The sequence below is a fragment of the Mycobacterium paraintracellulare genome (assembly GCF_000276825.1).
GTDB classification, from domain to species: domain Bacteria; phylum Actinomycetota; class Actinomycetes; order Mycobacteriales; family Mycobacteriaceae; genus Mycobacterium; species Mycobacterium intracellulare.
Genome location: NC_016948.1, coordinates 2,497,493 through 2,518,565, shown reverse-complemented (window position 1 = coordinate 2,518,565; position 21,073 = coordinate 2,497,493). Strand labels below are relative to the sequence as shown.

The following is a 21,073-nucleotide window of genomic DNA, read 5'->3' as shown; positions in this document are numbered from 1 at the left end:
CCGGCGTAGTTCTGCCGTCTGGCGCATAAGCCCACGCCAGCCCTGGGTCAGATTGCACCGCAACATCTTTGATGTCGGCGCTTAACCGACTTATTCCATGGACGCTCGCGCTGCGTGCTCTGCGACGAGCATGAGCGGCGCGTTGGTATTGCCGGAAGTGGCGGCAACACCTTATCGCACGTCGCCGCTTGGACGACCCGCATGGAGGTTCCACTGGCCGCAGTCGGGGGCCAGGACGTCGTTGACGTCCACTTCGAATCCGCCGACCTTCGGCCCGGGATTGGACGCGGTGCTCACGACGCGCTGGTAGAGAACAGCGGCGGGGTGGACCTGATCACCGGACCAGGCTCGAGTTTGCCAGGCCCACCGGCGGCCAGGTGTGCTCGAAGACCCGATAACGCCATCGGCCGCGGCCCACTGGCAGACCCTGACACCTCCGTAGACCCCGGTGCGCTGAACCCCAAGAACTGAGTTGATTCCGCGAAACCACGGCAGCGCGGTGTGAATCCAGGTGTTGCGGTTGATGTCCTCGTCGATGGTGAAGAAAATCGGCGCACTCTGGCCGCCGCCTGCCGCGGTGTGCAAACGCCAGGCGGTGCGCGCATCCGCGACGCCGCCCGCGTAGCCCCGCGTGAAGTCTGACGGTGTCGACCCGCCCGGCTTGCCGTATTGGTAGTTACTGACAATCACCAAACCCGCGGCTGTCAGTGAGTCGGCGTAGGACCGAGTGATGGGCTTGGCGCCGAACGAGGAGCCGGGACGTGACAACGAGACGTAGTTGACCACCCCGCTATAGCCGGCAGCCCGGATCTGCTGCGCCGGAATCTGGTGTGCGGCAAAGTCGATCAGCTGAGGGGGAGCGGCGGCAGTCGCTGTCGGCATGCCGCAAGCTACCGATGCGGCACCCAGACCGGCCAACGTGGCGGCGTAGCGCAGCGCGTCGCGCCGGGAGACAGTGCGCAATGGCACATCGGTGGCGGCAGAGGGCAAATTGCGCACGGCGCAAGGTTAAACATGTGACTGTTGTTACCGATAGTGCTGCGCCAGTCGAAACGCGGTTGCATGCCCAAATAGATACCAAGCGGTGATCGTTCGGCTATAACCGCGAAAGGACATGCGGGAGAACGACCTACCGACGATCGCCCGCGCTGCGCGCTCGGCGATGCGCATGGTCGGCGCGTTGGTGTTGCCGGAAGTGATGGTGGGCATAGCCGAAGCATCGGCCGGTAAACATCCATATTGGATTGGTGCATATCCGTCCCGCGCCGCAGCAGGGAGGGTCTTTAGTCACGATGGCAACTTCACCGCGGGTCACCCTGCTCGCCGCGCAGTGCAGGAGCACGACTGTGCTGTGGTCGCTAAGGACCGTTACCGCAATCGTGATCTCGCGCTCGTATCTTCGGATATACGAGAAAGCCGAAGCTTCGACCGTCCATTAACGCCTATCGGCGTCCCGGGGGCTGATATGACGACCGCAATCGCCGCGCACGACCCGGTCGACAAAGACGCGGCCGACGGGCATGATGATCTCCTTTTGGCGGGTTAGCCCGACGCAGCTTCGCGCCTCTACGGCGAACGGAACCTTGAGCAGACCATCAGCGCGCGGACGGCCGCCAACCCTGTGAGATCAACGTCCGCCTCACTGATACCGCAAATGCCGCAACGATAGCCTTGCTCGGCTCGAAGGGCGTGGTACTGCTCAGGGTTTGAGTTGTCCGCACCCATTAACGGGAGAGCAGCGGATCAACTCCAAGTCTGACGGTGTCAATGTCATGCCCAACTCATGCCGCAGGACACCGATACTGATGGCAACGTCCGAGAGTGGAGCCTTCTCCCGATTACCCGACATAATGTCGCTTATCGGCATAATGCTCACCGGCGCAAAGCGGCTAGCGGGGCTACAACGAGTCCCGTAACCCGTGTCCACTGCCTTCCATGGCAGCAAGCCCAGAACGCTCAGTTGGCAAATCTGTCGCGTGGGTACGGGCCCAGTCGCGCGACGAACCAACTCTTGTGATGGTCTGATCGAGCGCTTCCGGACGACATCGCGCGCTAGCCCATTGAGTGATCCTCGGCCTCGCTCGCCTGACCGGCCTTTACCGCCATCATTACGTCACAGTGACGAATTGCGTTGCAGCGGCGGCACATAAGGCCCGCACCAATGTGCGGCCAATGCGGGTCCGATGCTGGGCGGGGGCGCGCTACGGCCCCGATCCCACCTCGCCGCGCTCGGCAAGGGTACGTACGTCAGCGGGAGGCGCTACTCCGGCGGCGGGGGCGCCACCGGCTGGCACGCATTGGCCCCCGGGTTCCACCAGTTGCCCGGACCGCAATCAGGGGGTGCCGTTGGCTGGCACGCATTGGCCCCGGGATTCCACCAATTGCCAGGACCGCAATCAGGGGGCGGCGGTGCCACCGGCTGGCACGCATTGGCGCCCGGGTTCCACCAGTTGCCGGCACCGCAATCCGGGGGCTGGGCGGAGGCCACGCCGGACGATACCGCCGCCACGTAGGCCATTGGTCCTAATGCCACCGCCACGGTGCACACGACGCGACGAACGAACACACTCATCGAGCCCTCCCATCGCAGGCGTCCAGACTTTAGCTGGGCGTGAGTGTAAACCGACTACCCAATCCGGCGGCCTCGCAATCACCACCTCGCACTTTTACGCAGCGGCTTCCGGGCCCCCGCGAGGTGGGTGGGAATCCCCGACCCGCCCGATTCGTCACGGTGACGATTATGCAAAGCGATAAGCGCTACTGCGATCACATCGTGGCCGGCTCGGCTTACGACTCCTTCGTCGGGCGCAGAAAGCTCCACGAGACTCCGATCACCACGAGACAGTGCAGGGACATGGCGCGGAAGGGCACCGGGTCGCGCTACAGACCGCACCCGACCACCGTATCCCCTTCCCCACCGTGGAAAACCCTATGGCCTAATTACGTCACTGTGACGGAATTGCCTTGCGGCGCAGCCATATTGAGACGGTGCGATGTCACGCGTTGCGATAGTCAACCATCGGCACGTGCACTGTGACTGTCCCATCAATTGTGCGTCGGAAAATACATCTCCTGTTTCACCGTGCACACCAGTTCGCCGGTGCGGTTGAACATCGTCCCACTCGCCAGTGCCAGCGAACCGGCGCTACTCGGCGAGGACCGGTCGTAGAGAAGCCAATCCGACAACGCCGCCGGGCCGTGGAACCACACCGAATGGTCGCGCTGCGCCGATGCCCCGACACCGCCGCGTGCGGCATATGCCGGTTCGGTCAACGTCACCGCCGACAGGTACGCCACCAGGCTGGCGGTCAGCACCGGGTCATCGGGAACTCGCCCGTCGGGTCGCCACCACATCGGCGCGCGTGCGGGCGGAGCAGCCTCGGTGTCGATGATCCGGCGCTCGAACCAGCGCAGGCTCGCCCACCGCCCTTGGGCGCTCTCGTCGGATTCCGCGAGATGCGGGGCAACCCACGGCAGGGATTCCGGGCTGGAAGCCGGCGGCATAGGTGGCTGATAGACGACCTGCGCGGGAGCGGAATCGGCGACTTTGAACGACGACATGGCCTCCATCAGAATCTTGCCGTCTTGGCGCGCGGTGACCCGTCGAGCAGAAAACGTCCGGCCTTCTTGGAGGTCTACGACCTCGAAATCAACCGGGAGACGCGAGTCGCCGGGCCGCAGGAAGTACGTGTGGACGCTGTGCGGCGTTCGGCCAGGTGCGGTGTGGCTTGCCGCCAACAACGCCTGAGCCGAGATGTGCCCACCGAGTATATGGTTGGCGGGCGCGGGAAGCTGCCGCCCGACGAAAAGCCACTGATCGACTCGGTCGAGCTCCAAGGTGGCGAGCACGTCGCCGAGCGAAGATGACATCACGACGTATCTTGCCGGATCCTCGCTCACGCGCTGAGTCGCCGGTACCGTTGCAGCCGCCGCAACGCCGGTGCCGACGCCGACCCCGACACAGGCTGCAGCGCGTCATCGAGCCGCGCGCGTACGGCGGGGATGTCGAGATGCATCCCGATCGCCACGAGGCAATTGGCCATGGCTCCCGACGGCGCCTTCGCGATGTGGACGGCGCCACCCACCAAGTTGACCACGTATTCGCGCACGGTCGCGCGCTCCCGCACAGCCACAATGCCTTTCATCCTGAACACCTGCGGAGGCGGCTGTTCGAGAAGATCGACCAGGGCGTCGGGGTCGATACAACCAGCGCCGGCCACGGTGACCGCATCAGCATGGACGTGGTCATGCTCGTGCTCGGGCACCAAGTCCAGGAACGAGAGCTGGCCAACCTGTCCGGACGTGCCAGACGCGTCGAAGAGCAGCTCCGGGTCGATCCGGCCACCCGATGTGCCCACGACATGAACGTGCGGGTTCCGTTGCGCCGCACGCTGTGTGACGCGCTGCACCACAGCCGACCTCTCGCAGTCAGGCACTTGGTCGAGCTTGTTGACAACGATCAGCGACGCCGCACCATAGCGGACCGGCGGTAGCGTCCCGGAGTCGACGGTGTCGAAATGGTTCACCGCATCGACGACATCCACGAGTCCCCCCGGCCGGACCCCCCGTATCTCGCTGAAACCGATGATCCGCGCGATCGCCACGGGGTCGGCCAGACCACTGGCCTCGACGACGATGGCATCAAGGCGCCGGGCCGGATCCGCGAGTTTGACGAGTGCGTCGTCGAGCCCACCGCCATCGGGCAGGCAACAGATGCATCCGCCGGCGATCGAGGCCGGTTCGTCGACCTGACCGGCCACCAGAGAAGCGTCGATGTTGATGTCGCCGAAATCATTCACCACGACACCGATTCGGGTGCCGGGATGGCGCAACAAGTGGTTGAGCAGCGTCGTCTTGCCAGCGCCGAGATGACCGGTGAGCGCGATGACGGGTATCGCAGCCAATGCCCTACCTTCCGCACCGACATCCGGACGTCCGATGCTAACCGGCGCCATATCACGGTCGGATCGTGCCCCGCGGCACAGGGAGATACTCACGCCCCGGCGCGTAATAGAGCATCCGCTCTGTTATGGTGGTTGCATGCCGCGGCCCCGCCTTCACGATCCCGACGCCGTACTCGACGCCGTCGAGGACCTGGTGGCGCGGTCGGGCCCGAGCGCGGTGACCATCCGGGCGGTCGGCGCGGCCGTGGGTGTCTCCAACGGCGCTGTGTACCACACGTTCACATCGCGGGGCGGGCTGATGGGCCAGGCTTGGCTGCGGGCTGGCCGGCGTTTCCTGGCGGTACAGACGGCACTTGTCGACGACGCCGCGACCGGTACCGACCCGGGCGGTCCCATCGAAGCGGTGGTGGCCGCCGCCGACGCGCCGGTGGTTTTCACTGAGCAATATCCCGGCTCATCGACGCTGTTGTTGCGTGTGCGCCGCGAGGAAGTACTCGCCGACGATGTCCCCGACGACATTGCCGACGAATTGCGACGCCTCGACAAACTTCTCGTCGATTTGATGGTGCGGCTTGCGGTCGCGGTGTGGGAGCGCAAGGACGCGGCGGCGGTGGACACGATAACCAGCTGCGTCGTCGACCTGCCCACCGCGTTGCTGCTTCGGCGAGACCGCCTCGGAAGCGCCACAGCGCGAGCGCATCTGCGCGCGGCCGTGCGCGCCGTGCTGGAGATCGGCCCTCCCGCCCCGCGGCAACGACGCGGCTGACCGATGAGAACCATGAAAGAAGTCAGGGGAACACATGGCTGTAAAACTGGATTACGACGACAAGATCGCCATCATCCGGCTGGGCGACGATGAGAACCGTTTCTCCCCAGCATTTTTGGATGACGTTGAGGCCGCGCTCGATCAGGTCATCTCGGACGGCGCCCTGGGGCTGGTCACCACCGCCGGCGGAAAGTTCTACTCCAACGGGCTGGATCTGGACTGGCTGAGCGCCCACACCGACCGGGGCTCCTGGTACATCAATCGGGTGCACCGGCTGCTCGCGCGCGTGCTGACGCTGTCCGTTCCCACCGCCGCCGCCGTGGTCGGTCACGCGTTCGGTGCCGGAGCAATGCTGGCGATCGCGCACGACTTTCGCGCCATGCGCGACGATCGCGGGTACTTCTGTTTTCCCGAGGTCGACATCCGCATTCCGTTCAACCCGGGCATGGCCGCGCTCATCCAGTCCAAACTCACTCCTCGCGCCGCGGTGGCCTCGATGACTACGGGCCGTCGGTTCACCGGGCCCGACGCAGCACAATTCGGCCTCGTCGACGTCGCCTGTCCGGCGGACGCGGTCACCGGCACGGCCGTCGACCAGATTCGCCCATTCGGAGGCAAGGACCCGGGCACGCTCGGAGCGATCAAACAGACGATGTTCGGTCACGTCGTGCGCGCACTGACCGACAGCGACGAGGCGCTCTGAAACGGGCTGTGCCGCTTGGCCAATGCGTCCGCAGCCGGGCCGACACGTGACGGCGCGAATACCGCTGAAACTCGTTCAAATTCCCACGCATGGACATTACCTGCGTCCTGTATGGTCAGCATGTCTGCCGGCGCGAGGGAACAGAGGCATCCGATGGCAAACGGCCTTCCCGATAACGCCTACACGTCGCCCCATGTCTTGGATCCCGGTCTTCGCAAAGTGGCTCGATTCCTGCCCCGGGGTTACGCCTTGCACCGCGGTCTGAAGCTGCAGCGCGCCATCATGAACCTGATGGGCAACGCCGGCCGCATCCGCACCGTGCCGGTGGCCGCGGTCAACGAGCACGTCAGCGTCCGCCTGCACCGTCCGGCCGGCCTTGCCGACCACGCACCGGCGCTGCTGTGGATCCACGGCGGCGGCACCATCATGGGCCACGCCGCCCAGGACGACAAGTATCTGCGCCAACTGTCTCAGCTCACCGGCGTCGCGATCGCGGCGGTCGAACACCGGCTAGCCCCCGAACACCCCTACCCGATACCGGTCGAGGACTGTTATGCGGCCCTGCTCTGGCTGGCGCGCCAGCCATGGGTGGACCCGGATCGAGTCGCCGTCGGCGGCGCCAGCGCCGGCGGGCATTTCGCCGCCGCGGTGGCGCAGCGGGCGCACGACCGCCAGGACGTCAAAATCGCTTTCCAAATGCTGGTGTATCCGATGCTCGACGATCGCACCGGCGCCCGGCGTGACGGCCCCAGGCGGATCATGTGGACCGAATCCGATAACCAATTGGCCTGGCAGTGGTACCTCAATGGGGCCGATCCCGAAGAGGCGGCACCGGCCCGCCGCAAGGATTTGTCGGGCTTGCCGCCCGCCTGGATCGGCGTGGGAACGCTGGACCTCTTTTACTCCGAGAGTCTGGAGTACGCGCGACGCCTGCGCGAGGCGGGCGTCCCGGTGCAGGAGGAGATCGTTCCGGGCGCGTTTCACGCGTTCGACCAGATCGCCGACAAGGCGGCGATCTCGGCGAAGTTCTTCCAAAGCCAATGCGACTATTTGCGGGGCGCCCTCACCCCCAGCGGATGACCGGCCCGAACCCACCTCTTGCACCACAGCGGCTGGCCGAATGATGTTGCGCAAGAACAGGGCTGGTGCGAGGCGGCGAGAACGCGGAACGCCGCCGCTCGCCCTGGACGGTGCCGGGCGGCCTCGCCTCCGCACCGCCAGATGGCACCTTTTGACTGCAAACTGTGCACAACGTGCAACTATATGAGCATGGCCAATCCCCTGGGGCTACGCGAGCGCCGCCGCCGGCAGACGAGCGCCGACATCCGCGACGCCGCCGTACGGCTCACGCTGGAACGGGGATTCGACAAGGTCACGGTCGACGAAATCTGCGCCGAAGCCGGCGTCTCGACCCGCACGTTCTTCAATTACTTCCCCAACAAAGAGTCCGCACTCGCCTACGGCCCCTCTGACATACCCGCCGAGCTGGCCGAGGATTTCGTCGCCGCCGGACCCGCCCCCTACTCGGTCGTCCTCGCGGAACTGATCACCCTGGCGGCACACCACCTGCGCGACGTCCCCCCTCGGCGCGAACACGCAGCTCACATGCTCGAACTCGCGAAGACTTCGCCCGCCGTCCTGGCGGCGTTCCTCGCCGATCTGGAACGATTCCAGAACCAGTTGACGGACATCATCGTCCGCCGCCAGGCGATGCAGCCCGACGACGAGATGGCCGCGCTGATTTCCGCGCTGGCGCTGACGGCGGTGCGGTCGGGCCTGGAACGCTGGGCGAGCGGGGAGGCGAGTGAAACCGCCGACACGCCGATGCCCTATGTTGAGCGTGCCGCCGCGCTGGTGAACAGCATCTTCACGAAGTGACCTGAAACACCAGCAGCAAATGTTGCATACACTGCAAGGTATGCACATCATGTACTATGCGCTGGTGGCGTTACCCGGGGAGGCTTCAGCAACAAGGTGAGCCGGGTGTCGCCGCCGGGGACGTCGGCAGTGGGGATGGGCGACTTTCACCGCGTTTGACGGTCTTGCGCGCACGAACCAAGCAATCCACGCAATTCGTTGTTGATCGGTGCGACTGTGGGCACTCACCTGTCCACGACCTCCAGTCGCGCAAACGCTGATCCGCGTCACGTCCGCGTGATGAGGAAGGGATCACCCAGGTGCAGATATCGAGACTTGTGCGCAACGCCTGGCTGCCGCTGTTGATCGTGGCGGTGGTGCTGGTCGGCGGGTTTGCCGTCGTTCGGGTCAAGTCGTTCTTCGGCGCGCACGACACGGGCGTCATGACCAGCCCGCGACTCGATGAGTCCAAGCCGTTCAAGCCCAAGGTCGTCAAATACGAGGTCTTCGGCTCGGCCGCCCAAGCCAACGTGAACTACCTGGATCTGTCCGCCGACCCGAAGCGGATCGACGGCGCGCCACTGCCGTGGACGCTGGTCCTGAGCACCACCGCCCCTTCGGTGTTCCCGAACCTCTCGGCACAAAGCGACGGCAACTCCCTCGGTTGCCGCATCACCATCGATGACGAAGTCAAGGACGAGAACCTCACCCACGGCGTACACGCCCTGACCTTCTGCATGGTGAAATCCGCATGAGCACAACGTTCAACGACGCCCGCACCGACACCATCCCCGTTGTCGACGAACCCGTTCGGGACAAGATCCCCCGGCTCATCCGGACGTTCGCCGTACCGATCATTCTCGGCTGGATCGCGATCATCGCGGTGCTCAACGTCTCCGTCCCCCAGCTGGAGGAGGTCGGCAAGATGCGCTCGGTGTCGATGGCACCGGATGACGCGCAGTCGGTCGTCGCCACCAAGCGCATGGGCGCGGTGTTCAACGAGTACAAGTCCAACAGCTCGGTGATGATCGTCCTCGAGGGCCAGAATCCGCTGGGCGCGGACGCGCACGCCTACTACGACGACATCGTCAAGAAGCTCGACGCCGACACCAAACACGTTGAACACGTACAGGATATGTGGAGCGATCCACTCACCGGAGCGGGCGCGCAGAGCAACGACGGCAAGGCCGCCTACGTCCAGGTCTACCTCGCCGGTAACCAGGGCGAGGCCTTGGCCAACGAGTCGGTGGAATCCGTCCAACACATCGTCAAGAGTGTGACCCCACCCAAAGGGGTGAAGGCCTACGTCACCGGTCCCGCGGCGTTGTCGGCGGACCAGCACGAGGCCGGCGACCGCAGCATGCAGCTCATCACCGCGGCCACGTTCACCGTCATCATCGCGATGCTGCTGTTGGTCTATCGCTCCGTCATCACGGTGCTGCTCACGCTGGTGATGGTGGTGCTCGAGCTGTCGGCCGCGCGCGGAATGGTCGCGTTCCTAGGCTATTTCCAGCTCATCGGGCTCTCGACGTTCGCCACCAACCTGTTGGTCACCTTGGGGATCGCGGCCGCCACCGACTACGCGATCTTCTTGATCGGCCGATATCAGGAAGCCCGCTCTATCGGCGAGTCCCGAGTAGATGCGTACTACACGATGTACAAGGGCACCGCGCACGTGGTGCTCGGGTCGGGCTTGACCATCGCCGGCGCCACCTTCTGCCTGCACTTCACCAACCTGCCCTACTTCCAGACGCTGGGTATCCCACTGGCGATCGGCATGGTGGTCGTCGTCGCGGCGGCGTTGACGCTGGGTCCCGCGGTCATCTCCGTGGTAATCCGCTTCGGTAAGACACTGGAACCCAAGCGCACGCAACGCATTCGGGGGTGGCGCAAGGTGGGTGCGCTCGTTGTGCGCTGGCCCGGCCCGATCCTGGTCCTCACCATCGGCGTGGCGTTGGTGGGCTTGCTGACCCTGCCCGGGTACCGGACCAACTACAACGACCGCAACTACCTACCGACGGACCTGCCGGCCAACGAGGGGTATGCGGCCGCGGATCGCCACTTCTCGCAGGCGCGGATGAACCCCGAGGTGCTGATGATCGAAAGCGACCACGATCTGCGGAATTCGGCGGACTTCTTGGTGATCGACAAGATCGCCAAGACGGTCTTCCGGGTCCCGGGCATCGGGCGCGTGCAGGCGATCACCCGCCCGCAGGGCACGCCGATCGAACACACGTCGATTCCCTTCCAGATCAGCATGCAGGGCGTCAGCCAGCAGATGAGCCAGAAATACCAAGAAGATCAGATGGCCGACATGCTGCACCAGGCCGACATGATGCAGACGACCATCGACAGCATGGAAAAGATGTCCAGCATCACCGTGCAGATGGCCAACGACATGCACGTCATGGTCAGGAAGATGCACGACATGACCATCGACATCAACGAATTACGCGACCACATGGCCGATTTCGAGGACTTCTTCCGGCCGATGCGCAGCTACTTCTACTGGGAAAAGCACTGCTATGACATCCCGGCGTGCTGGTCGCTGCGCTCGGTGTTCGACGGCCTCGACGGCATCGACACCATGACCGACGACATCGAAAGTCTGCTGCCGGTCATGGACCACCTGGACACCCTGATGCCCCAGATGGTGGCGCTGATGCCTTCCATGATCGAAAACATGAAGGCGATGAAAACGACCATGCTGACCATGTATTCGACCCAGAAGGGCCTGCAGGATCAGCAGAAAGAGGCGCAGAAGAACTCCAGCGCCATGGGTAAGGCGTTCGACGCCTCCAAGAACGACGACTCGTTCTACCTGCCCCCGGAGACCTTCAACAACAAAGAGTTCAAGAAAGGCATGAAGAACTTCATCTCCCCCGACGGGCACGCCGTGCGCTTCATCATCAGCCATGACGGCGATCCGATGTCGCAGGAAGGCATTTCGCACATCGGGGCGATCAAGAAGGCCGCCTACGAGGCGCTCAAGGGCACGCCGCTGGAGGGCTCCAAGATCTACCTCGCCGGCACCGCGTCGATCTACAAGGACCTCAGCGACGGCAACACCTACGACCTGTTGATCGCCGGAATCGCTTCGCTGTGCCTGATTTTCATCATCATGCTGCTCATCACGCGCGGTGTGGTGGCCTCGGCGGTCATCGTGGGAACGGTTTTGCTGTCGCTGGGCGCGTCCTTCGGACTGTCGGTGCTGATCTGGCAGCACCTCATCGGCATCGAACTGCACTGGATGGTGCTCGCGATGTCGGTGATCATCCTGCTGGCCGTGGGCGCCGACTATAACCTGCTGTTGGTCGCGCGGTTCAAGGAAGAGATCCACGCCGGCCTGAACACCGGCATCATCCGCTCGATGGGCGGCACCGGCTCGGTGGTCACCTCAGCCGGCCTGGTGTTCGCCTTCACGATGATGACGATGGCCGTCAGCGAGTTGACGGTCATCGGCCAGGTGGGGACCACCATCGGGCTGGGTCTGCTGTTCGACACCCTGATCGTGCGGTCGCTGATGACACCATCGATTGCGGCGCTACTGGGCAAGTGGTTCTGGTGGCCACAGCACGTGCGTCAACGGCCGGTCCCCTCGCCGTGGCCCAAACCCGCCGCCAAAGAACGCGAATCGGTAACCGCGCACGCCTGACGCTCGAGAGTGCACCTGCCGACGGTCCCACTCGGGATCCCGTCGGCAGTTGCGCTTTCGCGGCAGATGACTCCTACGTGACCCAGTCCGGCTGCGCGTCGGTCTCCACGTTGGCGAAGTCCTTGTGCCCCAGTCCGGCGGTGGTGCCGCCGTCGACGACGAACTCCGAGCCGGTGGAGTAGCTGGACTCGTCGCTGGCCAGATAGACCACGAGGTTGGAGACCTCCACGGGTTGGGCGGCCCGGCCCAGCGCCGTTTGGAAGATGTCGTCGGGGACCCAATCGGTCATCGGGGTCTTGATGAGCCCGGGGTGAATGGAGTTCACCCGGATTCCGCTGGGCCCCAGTTCCAGTGCGGCCGACTTCGTCAGCCCGCGCACCGCGAATTTGGTTGCGGTGTAGCCGTGGCAGGCGATGGTGCCGGCCATGCCTTCGATCGAGGAGATGTTGATGATCGATCCCCGGCCCGCTTCCTTCATCGGCTTCACCACGGCGCGGATGCCGAGAAACACCCCCGTCAGGTTGATGTCGAGAATGCGCTGCCACTCCGAGAGCGCGTAGTCCTCCAGCGTGCCGATGTTGATGATGCCCGCGTTGTTGACCAGCACGTCGATGCGGCCGAACTCGCCCAGGGCGGTCGCCACCGCCGCGTCCCAATCCTGCGGCTTGGTCACGTCGAGGTGCAGGTAGCGGACCGCTTGGAAATGGGGGTCGACCTCGGCCGCCACCGCCTTGCCCTCGTCGTCGAGGATGTCACCGAACACCACCCTGGCTCCCTCGGCGACCAGCGACCGCACGTGCGATGCACCCATCCCCCGGGCGCCGCCGCTGATGAGCGCGACCTTTCCCGCCAACCGTTCTGCCACTGCGCTTCTCCTGTCCTCTGAGTTCGTCTCTGCACCATACGTTCCGGAGGCAATGTATGGCCATAGCCAAACGCCGGGTCAGGAGTCGTAGGCGCGCAGCAGCGCCCGAGTGCGGGCCCGGCCCTCCGGTGACGGATCGAATGCCGCCGCAACATACTCGTCGACGCCCGCGGCGCGCAGCTCGTCGAGCCGGCCGCGCACGGTGTCCTCGTCGCCGATGATGGCGGCATCCTGCGGCCCCGCGTAGCCCTCGCGGTCGAGCATCGCACGGTACGACGGCAACTCGCCGTAGATGGCGAACTGTTCGGCCGCCTGCTTGCGGACGGCGTCGACATCGTCGGTGACGCTGACGGGCAACGACGCGGCGACACGCACCTCGTCCTCCCGGCCGGCATCGGCGGCCGCCCGCCGCAGCGTCGGGCCGACATGTTCGGCCAGCGTCTTGGGGCCGGTCATCCAGGTGCAGGTGCCCGACGTGCGCCGCCCGGCGACCTTGAGCAGCTGCGGGCCCAGGGCCGCGATGTACACGTCGGGCTTCGGCGCCCCGGTGATCATCAGGGCACCGCGGGTGGTCACAATCTCCCCCGCGGCGGCGGCGGGTTCACCGGCCAGCAGGGGCAACAACCCGTCAAGGTACTCGTTCAGCCTGCGCACCGGCTTGTCCCACGGGATGCCCCACATCCCTTCGGTCACCGCCTGATGGGTCATGCCGAGCCCGAGCGTGAACCGACCACCCGAGGCGAGGCTCAGCGTGAGGGCACGCTGCGCCATGAGCATCGGATGCAGATTCTGGATCGGCACCACACCGCTGGCCACCTCGATCGTGTCGACCTCGTGCAGCGCGATGGCCAGAATCGTGAGAAGGTCTGGCTCATAGGGCAATTGGCTCATCCACACCCGCGTGAAGCCCTCGTCGCGCAGCATAGCGAGGTTGGCGATCGTCGCGTCGATCGGCGATTGACCGCCCGATCCGCTGAGTTGCCCGAACATGGAGATCTGCATGACCATCACGCTCCTTCGCGTCGCCTTCGGGAAGGTTATCGCCCTTCCCCGGGGCGCACCCGAGCGGAGGTCGCCAAGCCCGGCTCAGCCGACGACGTCGAAGACCGCGGCAGCGGAGGTGACGGCCTTGTCGGCGTTGCCTTCGTCGTGCAGCAGCATGCGCACGCCGACGCGCCCGGGCCCGCCAGGATGCGCGGTGCCCTCGACCCGGAATGGACCCACCTTGCCGCGCGACATGAACATCACGTGCCAGCTCACGACCTGCAGCTTTCTGCTTCCCGCGACCTCGGCGGCCAAATCGATTGCGGCGGTCTCGAGAACGACGTGCTGGGGTCCGATGTGCAACGCCGCATCCGGTGACGCGAGTTCGGTGCTGAGCTCGGGCAGGACCCAATGGCCGTCGCCGCGACGGCTGGCGCCGAAGGCCCGCCACAGCGGCGGCAGATCCGGAGAGTCCTCGATCACCAGCTCCGTGCCCGAAACATCCATCCTGTCCAGGCCTTCGGGCGGGATGCCGATGATCGCTCCCTGCCCCTCATTGAACGCGATCACCCGCTGCGGGTTATCGGCGTCGACGATCGTGCAGCGCCCGTAGCCCATGGTGCGGCCCTGGTGCACGATGCCAGACCCGACGATCTCCACCCGCGTCACGTCGTAGCCGGGGTCGACGATCTGTACCGACGCGATCACCGGGTTGGGCACGGCGACCATGTCGGTCTGACAACCCTCCGGGGAGGAAATGGCCAACGGCGCCACCATGATTCCGCCCGCCTCGTTGCGCATGTCGCGGCGGATGGTGACGGTGTCGTCGGTCTCGCCGAGATTCATCGACGAGTGTTTGCGGCCGATGTAGCGGTAGCTCAGCAGGCCCGTCCAGCGTCGGTACAGTTCGTCGCGGTAGGCGTCGGTGTCCCCCGCCAACTCTCGGATGTCACGAAGCTGGTCGCTCAATTCCGTTCTCCTCCCGGGCTTTTGCCGCGTCGCACCTGATTGAACGGCACGCCCCGGTCATCGGCGCGCTCGCGCGGAAAATTCAGCACCCGCTCGCCGATCACGTTGCGCGCCATCTCGGTGGTGCCACCGCCGATGCTGGCGGTCTGCCGGCCCAGATAGCGCGTCCCGATGTCGAGGAGTGCACCGTCGTCCGCGACCACGGCCGACGTCCCGGACACGGCAAGGGCGGTGTCGGTTTCCACGTCGTGCACCGCGGCCATGGATAGCCGGATGATCGATCCCGCGGCTGGCGGCAGGGCGCCGCCGGCGACGGCATGAAAGACGTGCTCGCTGAGCTGGCCGTGGACCGTGCGGTGAACCAGGGCCCGACCGATCATCTCCCGGACCCGCTCGCTGTCGTGCTGGTCGGTCTTGTCGACCAATGCCAGCAGGTCGACCGAAACATCTTCGGCCTCAGCGATTCCCGGCCCGCTGGTGTACTCCGAACCGTCGCCCATGCTGCGGCGCTCGTGGTAGAGCTGGCGCGACGCAACCTCCCAGCCCTTGCCCGGCTCGCCGACAACGGCGTCATCCCCCACGTCGACGTCGTCGAAGAACTCTTCGCAGAACTCGATCGACCCGTTGACCTGTTCAACGCGGTTGATCGTGATGCCGGGATGCCGAAGCGGCACCAGGAACATCGTGAGACCGTCGTGCTTGGGCACGTCCCAGTTGGTGCGGGCCAGGCACAGCCCGTAATCGGCGGCGAATGCCCAGGTGCTCCAGGTCTTGGCGCCGTTGATGATCCACCGGCCGTCGCGGCGTTCGGCGCGGGTGATGACGCCCGCCAGGTCAGATCCCCCGCTGGGCTCCGAGAGCAGCTGCACCAGTACCTCGTCGCCGCGCAGCGCGGCCGGGATGTGGGTTTGCTTTTGCTCCTCGCTGCCCATATCGAGGATCGTGGCGCAGCAGATGGCGAAGGACGGGACGTTGAGCAGAAGCGGCGTCTCATAGCCGAGCGACTCGGCGTCAAAGGCCTTCTTGTATTCGTAGCTCAGCCCCAGGCCGCCATACTCACGCGGGAAACAGATGCCGGCGAATCCGCCCTCCCACAGGAGCTTCTGCAATTCGCGGGCCCGGTGCCAGGCCGGCAGCTGATCTCGCTGAAGCGACACCGCCTCGGCCGGATCGAGTCGCGGCATGTTCGCGGCGAGCCAGGCCCTGGCCCGGCGCCGAAATTCCTCGACCGACTCGGAAGTCACCGGCTGGCCTCTCACTCGACCGTCGTCCTTGTGCTGGGCGACTGTACAGCAACGGCGACGGCGCTGTACAGGTGGCGCCCTACGACCTGTTCAGGTCGACCGCGGCCCGAATGAGCGCCGTCAACGCGTTCTCGTCGATCGTGTCGCCCTCGTGGAAATCGATTGCGCGTCTGGTGTTGCCGTCGAGGCTCGAATTGAACAGACCCGCGGGATCCTGCAGCGACGCCCCCTTCGCAAACGTCATCTTCACGACGTTCTTGTACGTCTCGCCAGTGCAGATCATCCCGTCGTGATACCACACCGGAACGCCACGCCACTTCCACTCTTCAATTACGTCGGGGACGGCCTCCTTGATCAGTTGCCGGATCCGGGCGAGCGTCTCGCCGCGCCAATCCCCCAGTTCCTCGATCCTGGCATCGATCAACTCGGCGGGAGATTTGGCTGCGGCTTCGTGCTTGGAGTTGGTCATCGCGGTTCGCTTTCGTTCAGGCTGTCGCTCGCCGGACCGTATCAGGGGAGGTGATTCGCCGGTCGGGTGCAACGACCCCGTGTCCAGCGGCGAGTTCGACCGCAAGTAGTCTGCCGTCGACCAACATGACCGACACACATCCCTTCGACGAAGCCGTCCGCCTCGACACCGTCAGCGCGGACGTCCGACGCGGTCGCACGCACGCGGAGTGGGCCAACATGGTCGGGCCATTCGGCGGGATCACGGCCGCCGTCATGCTGGCCGCCGTCGAAGGGCAGCCCGACCGCATCGGCGAGCCGCTCGCCCTGACCGTCAACTTCGCCGCACCGATCGCCGACGGCGACTTCGACATCGCGCTTCGGGCCGCGCGCACCAACCGCACCAACCAGCATTGGATTGTCGAGCTCAGCCAGGATGGGGTGGTCAAGACCACGGCGACCGCGATCTTCGCGATCCGGCGCGAGAGCTGGGCCGACACGGAAGCGCACCCGCCGAGCGCGCCCGCCCCGGAGCAGTTGTCCGCCGTCGATCCGGGCCTCGTGCGATGGACCGGCCTCTACGACACGCGCTACGTCGAGGGGGCGATGCCCGGCAAAGGCGGGGACCCCAGCCCCTCTTCGACCACCACGCTGTGGGTGCGCGACCGCGCGCGCCGCCCGGTCGACTACGCGGCGCTCGCGGCGCTGTGCGACATCTTCTACCCGCGGGTGTTCCTGCGTCACGGCGGCTTCCTCCCGTCCGGAACGATCTCACTGACCACGTACTTTCACGCCGATCAGCAGCAACTCGAGGCCGTCGGAGACGACTTCGTGCTGGCCACCGCCCACGCCAACCGCTTCGCAAACGGCTATTTCGATCAGAGCGCGCAGGTGTGGACCCGGGCGGGCGGACTGCTGGCCACCACACATCAGATCGTCTACTTCAAGGGCTGACAGGTTTACACTTCGCCAGTGAAACGTCACGCCGGGGCCCTTACGAGCAGAATCGAGCCGCAATGACAGAGCGCGCGGAAAACCTGGTCACCGACGGCTTGCCGGCGATCGAGTCCATCAAGCAGCTCAAAGCGCGCTACTGCCGCTACCTGGACACCAAGGATTGGGCGGCCTGGCGAACGATCTTCGCCGACGACTTCGTCAGTGACACCTCCGAAGCGGGCGGCAAGGTGATCGCCGGCGCCGACGACTTCGTCGCCTTCACCCGCCAGGCCCTGGGCCGACCCACCCAGGCCACCGCGCACCAGGTGCACACCCCCGAAATCGAGCTCACGTCGGCAACGACGGCGCGTGGGATATGGGCGCTGCAAGACGTCGTTCGGTTCGGGCCCGGGGCAACCTTGGTCGGCTACGGCCATTACCACGAAACCTATGAAAACGTCGCGGGTCGCTGGCTTATCAAGAGCTCCAAGCTAACTCGGCTCCGCGAGGACATCGTGACCCCGTTATTCTCGATTTACGTGTCCCCCCGAATCCGCACGGCGATCGCCAAGATCGCCGGCCGGCTGATGGATCGGTGACGCGTCGTGGCTGTCGACACCGTTCTGGTCACGGGCGCATTCGGACAAGTCGGTAGGCGCTGCACGCAGCTCCTGCTCGACCGGGGGCACACCGTCGTTGCGATGGATCTGCGCAACGACAACACCGTGGCCGTCGAGAAAGAACTGGCCGCCGCGGGCCAATCCGGGACGCTGATCCCCGCCTACACCGATTTATTGGACGCCGACGCGGTGCGCGATCTGGTCGCCGCCCACCGTCCCGGGGCCGTCGTCCACCTGGCCGCCATCGTCTCCCCGCCGTCGTATCGCAACCCCGCATTGGCCCGGCGCGTCAATGTCGGCGGCACCGAGAATCTCTTGGCCGCCTGCGCCACGCTCCCGCGCCCACCGCTGTTCCTCATGGCGTCCAGCGCAGCGGTGTACGGATCGCGGAATCCCTTCCGCCAGCCCGAGCGGATCACCCCGGATACCCCGGTGAATCCCATCGATCAATACGGCCAGGACAAGGTGCTTGCCGAGGCGGCGATCCGTGCCAGTGGCCTGCCCTACGCGCTCTACCGGCTTGCGGGTGTCATCTCGCCGGACACCCAGGCCGGCATCAACGGTGACTACCTCGTCCTGATGCGGTCGATGCCGAGCGATAACCGCATTCACGCGGTGGATGCGCGCGACGTGGCACTGGCGTTCGCCAACGGCGTCGACCGCGAAACGGCCATCTCCGGCAAGGTGTTGCTCATCGGCGGCAACGAGACGTATGTGATGCTGCAGCACCGGCTGCAAGACGACCTCATGACCGCGGCGGGGCTGGGCCCGCTCGGCCCCTCGGCCGGCCTGCCCGGCGACCCGGGCGACGATCGCGGCTGGAGTTTCACCGGCTGGTACGACACCACCGAAGCGCAGGCGCTGCTCGAGTTTCAAGAGCACGACTGGCAGCAGACGGTGGCCTGGCTCGCCGACTCGCAGGGCCCTGTGCGCAACGTGCTGCGGCTGCTTGGCCCGCTATTGCGGCCGATTCTGCGCGCCGTCTTCGTGGTGCAGCGCCGGCTGGAAGGGCGCGGCCCCTACGCCGACCCCTGGGGATTGATCGAAAAGAAGTACGGCACGGCGGCATTGGCCAGCGTCGACTAGCGCGACGCAAACCAGACGGCGGCCTTACGGATCGAGTCCTCGACGGGTTCGGGCGTCCATCCCAGTTCGCGGGTGGCCTTGGAGTGGTCCAGCGGCGACATCAGTTCGGCCATCCGGATTCCCGCGTAGGCGAACGGCAGGTCGCGGCCCAGCAGCCAAGCCGCCGCGTCGTTCACCCGCGCCCCGGCCCGCAGCACCGACATCGGGATGCCGATGCGCGGCGATCGCCTTCCGACGGCGGTGGCGGCGATCTCATGCAGCTCCCGGATGCTCATGTACCTGTCGGACACGATGTAGCGTTCGCCGTCGCGCGCGTGCTCGGCGGCGAGAAGCATTGCCCGGGCGGCGTCTTCGATGCCCACCACTTCGGACGAGTAGTCGAAATAGAACGGAAAACGGCCCTTGGCGACCCGGGCGAGCAGCGCACCGTGCGGGGTCGGCGCCCAGTCGCCCGGCCCGTAGGTGGTGGAGATGCACATCGCCACGCCCGGCAGGCCCTTGTCCCGCGCGTACGACAGCAGCAGGTCTTCGCCGGCCACCCGCGCTTCGATGTAGGCGCCGCCCTGATCCCAGTTGTGCGGGTCCTCCTCGGTGACCGGCTTGCCGTCGCTGATCGCCAAAGAGCCTGTGGTGCTGGTGTATACGAATCTCTTCAGGTCGGCGCCCAGGGCCGCGTCCAGAACATGGCGCAGGCCCTCGACATTGGTGCGGAACAGCGGCGCCGGATCACGCAGCCACATTCTGGCGTCGACGACGCAGTAGTAGACGACGTCGCAGCCCGCCATCGCGGCGCGCAGCGCGGCGTCGTCGAACACGTCGCCGTAGCAGCGCTCGACGTCGAGATCGTCGATGCCCGCGGTGGAGCTGGTGTGGCGCACCATGACTCGCACGTCTTCACCCGCCGCCACCAGTTGCCGTGTGACATGTGATCCCAGAAACCCGCTCGCGCCGATCACCAGCTTCTTGTCGGCCACTAGCGGTCTATCCATGCCATTTGCGCCTGCGCGTGATGCCCTCCCACGGGTGGGGTGAGGCGGTCGAGCCGCGCCAGTTGGTCCGGGGTCAGCTCTAGCGCGTCGGCCCCGACGTTTTCTTCCAGGCGGGTGACCCGTTTGGTGCCCGGGATGGGCACGATGTCGGGCCCTTTCGCGAGCAGCCACGCCAATGCGACCTGGGCCGCCGTGGCGCCGACGTCAGCGCCGATCTCGCGCACTTCGTCCGCGCATCGCAGGTTGTGCTGGAAGTTCTCGTCGAAGAACCGCGGATTGGTCTTGCGGTAGTCGCTGTCGGGGAGCTCCTCGGTGGAGCGGACCGTACCGGTGAGGAAGCCGCGGCCCAGCGGTGAGTAGGCGACGAAACCGATTCCCAGCTCGCGCAGCAACGGCAAGATCGCCGGTTCTTGGTCGCGCGTCCACAGCGAATACTCCGATTGGACGGCCGTGACGGGATGCACCGCGTGCGCGCGGCGGATGGTGTCGACGCCGACTTCGGAAAGGCCGATGTGCCGGATCTTCCCTTCGGAAACCAGCTCGGCCAGCGCGGACATCGTTTCTTCGATCGGGGTCTGTCGGTCGAGGCGATGCTGGTAGTACAGATCGATGTAATCGGTTTCCAGCCGCCGCAGCGAACCGTCCACGGCCAGGCGGATATTGGCGGGGCTGCTGTCGAGCCCGTCACGGCCGGTATGCGAGATGAGACCGAACTTGGTTGCCACCACCACCTGATCGCGACGGCCCCGCAGGGCACGCGCCAGAAGTTCCTCGTTGACGTAAGGGCCGTAAACCTCGGCGGTGTCGATCAGGGTGACACCCAGGTCGATGGCGCGATGGACGGTGCGGATCGATTCGGCGTCGTCGCTTCCGGCGCCGGCATAGGCGACCGACATTCCCATCGCGCCCAGTCCCAGGCGCCCGACCCGCAGCTCACCGAGTTGAGCCTGTTTCATGGCCCTTCTCCTCTTCTTGACGTGGTTCAGCGAGGCCTCGCTGAGCGCTGGACGGTACCGTGGCGCTGTGTCCCGCGTCGAGCTTCCCCCGA

The 21,073-nt window shown here is 65.7% G+C and carries 20 protein-coding genes; 10 read left to right on the top strand and 10 right to left on the bottom strand.

Annotation, left to right across the window (positions count from 1 at the left end; genetic code table 11):
- Nucleotides 1–171 precede the first annotated feature (171 nt).
- Entirely contained in the window at nt 172–999 is an 828-nt protein-coding gene (locus OCQ_RS11650; protein WP_008256524.1) for a DUF1906 domain-containing protein, read from the bottom strand.
- Between the two features lie 115 nt (nt 1,000–1,114).
- On the opposite strand from OCQ_RS11650, the gene OCQ_RS27340 reads away from it, so the two are divergent.
- Nucleotides 1,115–1,546: a hypothetical protein gene (locus OCQ_RS27340; RefSeq protein ID WP_197538612.1), complete on the top strand. Its 432-nt coding sequence runs from the start codon at nt 1,115–1,117 to the stop codon at nt 1,544–1,546.
- Nucleotides 1,547–3,045: 1,499 nt separating this feature from the next.
- On the opposite strand, the gene OCQ_RS11640 is transcribed toward OCQ_RS27340, so the two are convergent.
- Both OCQ_RS11640 and OCQ_RS11635 read right to left on the bottom strand, forming a co-directional pair.
- Nucleotides 3,046–3,870, bottom strand: coding sequence for an acyl-CoA thioesterase (locus OCQ_RS11640; RefSeq protein WP_041785589.1), 825 nt, complete (start codon nt 3,868–3,870; stop codon nt 3,046–3,048).
- Nucleotides 3,871–3,896: 26 nt separating this feature from the next.
- Complete coding sequence (locus tag OCQ_RS11635; protein WP_014384667.1) at nt 3,897–4,904, bottom strand: CobW family GTP-binding protein; 1,008 nt, start codon at nt 4,902–4,904, stop codon at nt 3,897–3,899.
- Nucleotides 4,905–5,040: 136 nt separating this feature from the next.
- On the opposite strand from OCQ_RS11635, the gene OCQ_RS11630 reads away from it, so the two are divergent.
- The 6 genes from OCQ_RS11630 (at nt 5,041) to OCQ_RS11605 (ending at nt 11,885) form a co-directional block, all read left to right on the top strand.
- Complete coding sequence (locus tag OCQ_RS11630; protein WP_008256519.1) at nt 5,041–5,670, top strand: TetR/AcrR family transcriptional regulator; 630 nt, start codon at nt 5,041–5,043, stop codon at nt 5,668–5,670.
- Nucleotides 5,671–5,704: 34 nt separating this feature from the next.
- A complete protein-coding gene (locus OCQ_RS11625; protein ID WP_008256518.1) occupies nt 5,705–6,373 on the top strand; it encodes an enoyl-CoA hydratase-related protein in 669 nt (222 codons plus the stop codon).
- Between the two features lie 153 nt (nt 6,374–6,526).
- Nucleotides 6,527–7,453, top strand: a complete 927-nt coding sequence (locus OCQ_RS11620) for an alpha/beta hydrolase (RefSeq protein ID WP_008256517.1) — start codon at nt 6,527–6,529, stop codon at nt 7,451–7,453.
- 189 nt (nt 7,454–7,642) lie between these two features.
- The gene (locus OCQ_RS11615; RefSeq protein ID WP_008256516.1) at nt 7,643–8,251 is read left to right on the top strand and encodes a TetR family transcriptional regulator; all 609 of its coding nucleotides are present in this window, start codon (nt 7,643–7,645) and stop codon (nt 8,249–8,251) included.
- Between the two features lie 299 nt (nt 8,252–8,550).
- A complete protein-coding gene (locus tag OCQ_RS11610; RefSeq protein ID WP_269147570.1) occupies nt 8,551–8,985 on the top strand; it encodes an MmpS family transport accessory protein in 435 nt (144 codons plus the stop codon).
- Nucleotides 8,982–11,885: an MMPL/RND family transporter gene (locus OCQ_RS11605; RefSeq protein ID WP_008256513.1), complete on the top strand. Its 2,904-nt coding sequence runs from the start codon at nt 8,982–8,984 to the stop codon at nt 11,883–11,885. Before OCQ_RS11610 ends, OCQ_RS11605 begins: the two co-directional genes overlap by 4 nt.
- A 73-nt stretch (nt 11,886–11,958) precedes the next feature.
- Here the strand turns inward: OCQ_RS11605 and OCQ_RS11600 are convergent, their stop codons facing one another.
- The 5 genes from OCQ_RS11600 to OCQ_RS11580 form a co-directional block, all read right to left on the bottom strand.
- Complete coding sequence (locus OCQ_RS11600; protein ID WP_014384665.1) at nt 11,959–12,750, bottom strand: SDR family oxidoreductase; 792 nt, start codon at nt 12,748–12,750, stop codon at nt 11,959–11,961.
- A 78-nt stretch (nt 12,751–12,828) separates the two neighbouring features.
- Complete coding sequence (locus tag OCQ_RS11595; RefSeq protein ID WP_008256508.1) at nt 12,829–13,758, bottom strand: TIGR03564 family F420-dependent LLM class oxidoreductase; 930 nt, start codon at nt 13,756–13,758, stop codon at nt 12,829–12,831.
- A 78-nt stretch (nt 13,759–13,836) separates the two neighbouring features.
- Nucleotides 13,837–14,703: a hypothetical protein gene (locus OCQ_RS11590; RefSeq protein ID WP_008256507.1), complete on the bottom strand. Its 867-nt coding sequence runs from the start codon at nt 14,701–14,703 to the stop codon at nt 13,837–13,839.
- Nucleotides 14,700–15,947: an acyl-CoA dehydrogenase family protein gene (locus tag OCQ_RS11585; protein WP_014384663.1), complete on the bottom strand. Its 1,248-nt coding sequence runs from the start codon at nt 15,945–15,947 to the stop codon at nt 14,700–14,702. The genes OCQ_RS11590 and OCQ_RS11585 overlap by 4 nt, the downstream gene beginning before the upstream one ends.
- Before the next feature lie 79 nt (nt 15,948–16,026).
- Nucleotides 16,027–16,416 carry a DUF1801 domain-containing protein gene (locus OCQ_RS11580; protein WP_014384662.1) on the bottom strand — a complete coding sequence of 130 codons (390 nt, stop codon included), beginning with the start codon at nt 16,414–16,416 and terminating at the stop codon, nt 16,027–16,029.
- A gap of 125 nt (nt 16,417–16,541) precedes the next feature.
- On the opposite strand from OCQ_RS11580, the gene OCQ_RS11575 reads away from it, so the two are divergent.
- The 3 genes from OCQ_RS11575 (at nt 16,542) to OCQ_RS11565 (ending at nt 19,036) form a co-directional block, all read left to right on the top strand.
- Nucleotides 16,542–17,348: an acyl-CoA thioesterase gene (locus tag OCQ_RS11575; RefSeq protein ID WP_014384661.1), complete on the top strand. Its 807-nt coding sequence runs from the start codon at nt 16,542–16,544 to the stop codon at nt 17,346–17,348.
- Between the two features lie 62 nt (nt 17,349–17,410).
- On the top strand, nt 17,411–17,929 hold the full coding sequence (locus tag OCQ_RS11570) for a nuclear transport factor 2 family protein (protein ID WP_008256487.1): 519 nt from the start codon (nt 17,411–17,413) through the stop codon (nt 17,927–17,929).
- Between the two features lie 6 nt (nt 17,930–17,935).
- Nucleotides 17,936–19,036, top strand: a complete 1,101-nt coding sequence (locus OCQ_RS11565; RefSeq protein ID WP_008256485.1) for an NAD-dependent epimerase/dehydratase family protein — start codon at nt 17,936–17,938, stop codon at nt 19,034–19,036.
- Here OCQ_RS11565 and OCQ_RS11560 read toward each other — a convergent pair.
- Nucleotides 19,033–20,010 carry an NAD-dependent epimerase/dehydratase family protein gene (locus tag OCQ_RS11560; protein WP_014384660.1) on the bottom strand — a complete coding sequence of 326 codons (978 nt, stop codon included), beginning with the start codon at nt 20,008–20,010 and terminating at the stop codon, nt 19,033–19,035. The two genes, OCQ_RS11565 and OCQ_RS11560, sit on opposite strands and share 4 nt — an antisense overlap.
- Nucleotides 20,010–20,981, bottom strand: coding sequence for an aldo/keto reductase (locus OCQ_RS11555; protein WP_014384659.1), 972 nt, complete (start codon nt 20,979–20,981; stop codon nt 20,010–20,012). The genes OCQ_RS11560 and OCQ_RS11555 overlap by 1 nt, the downstream gene beginning before the upstream one ends.
- Nucleotides 20,982–21,073 lie beyond the last annotated feature (92 nt).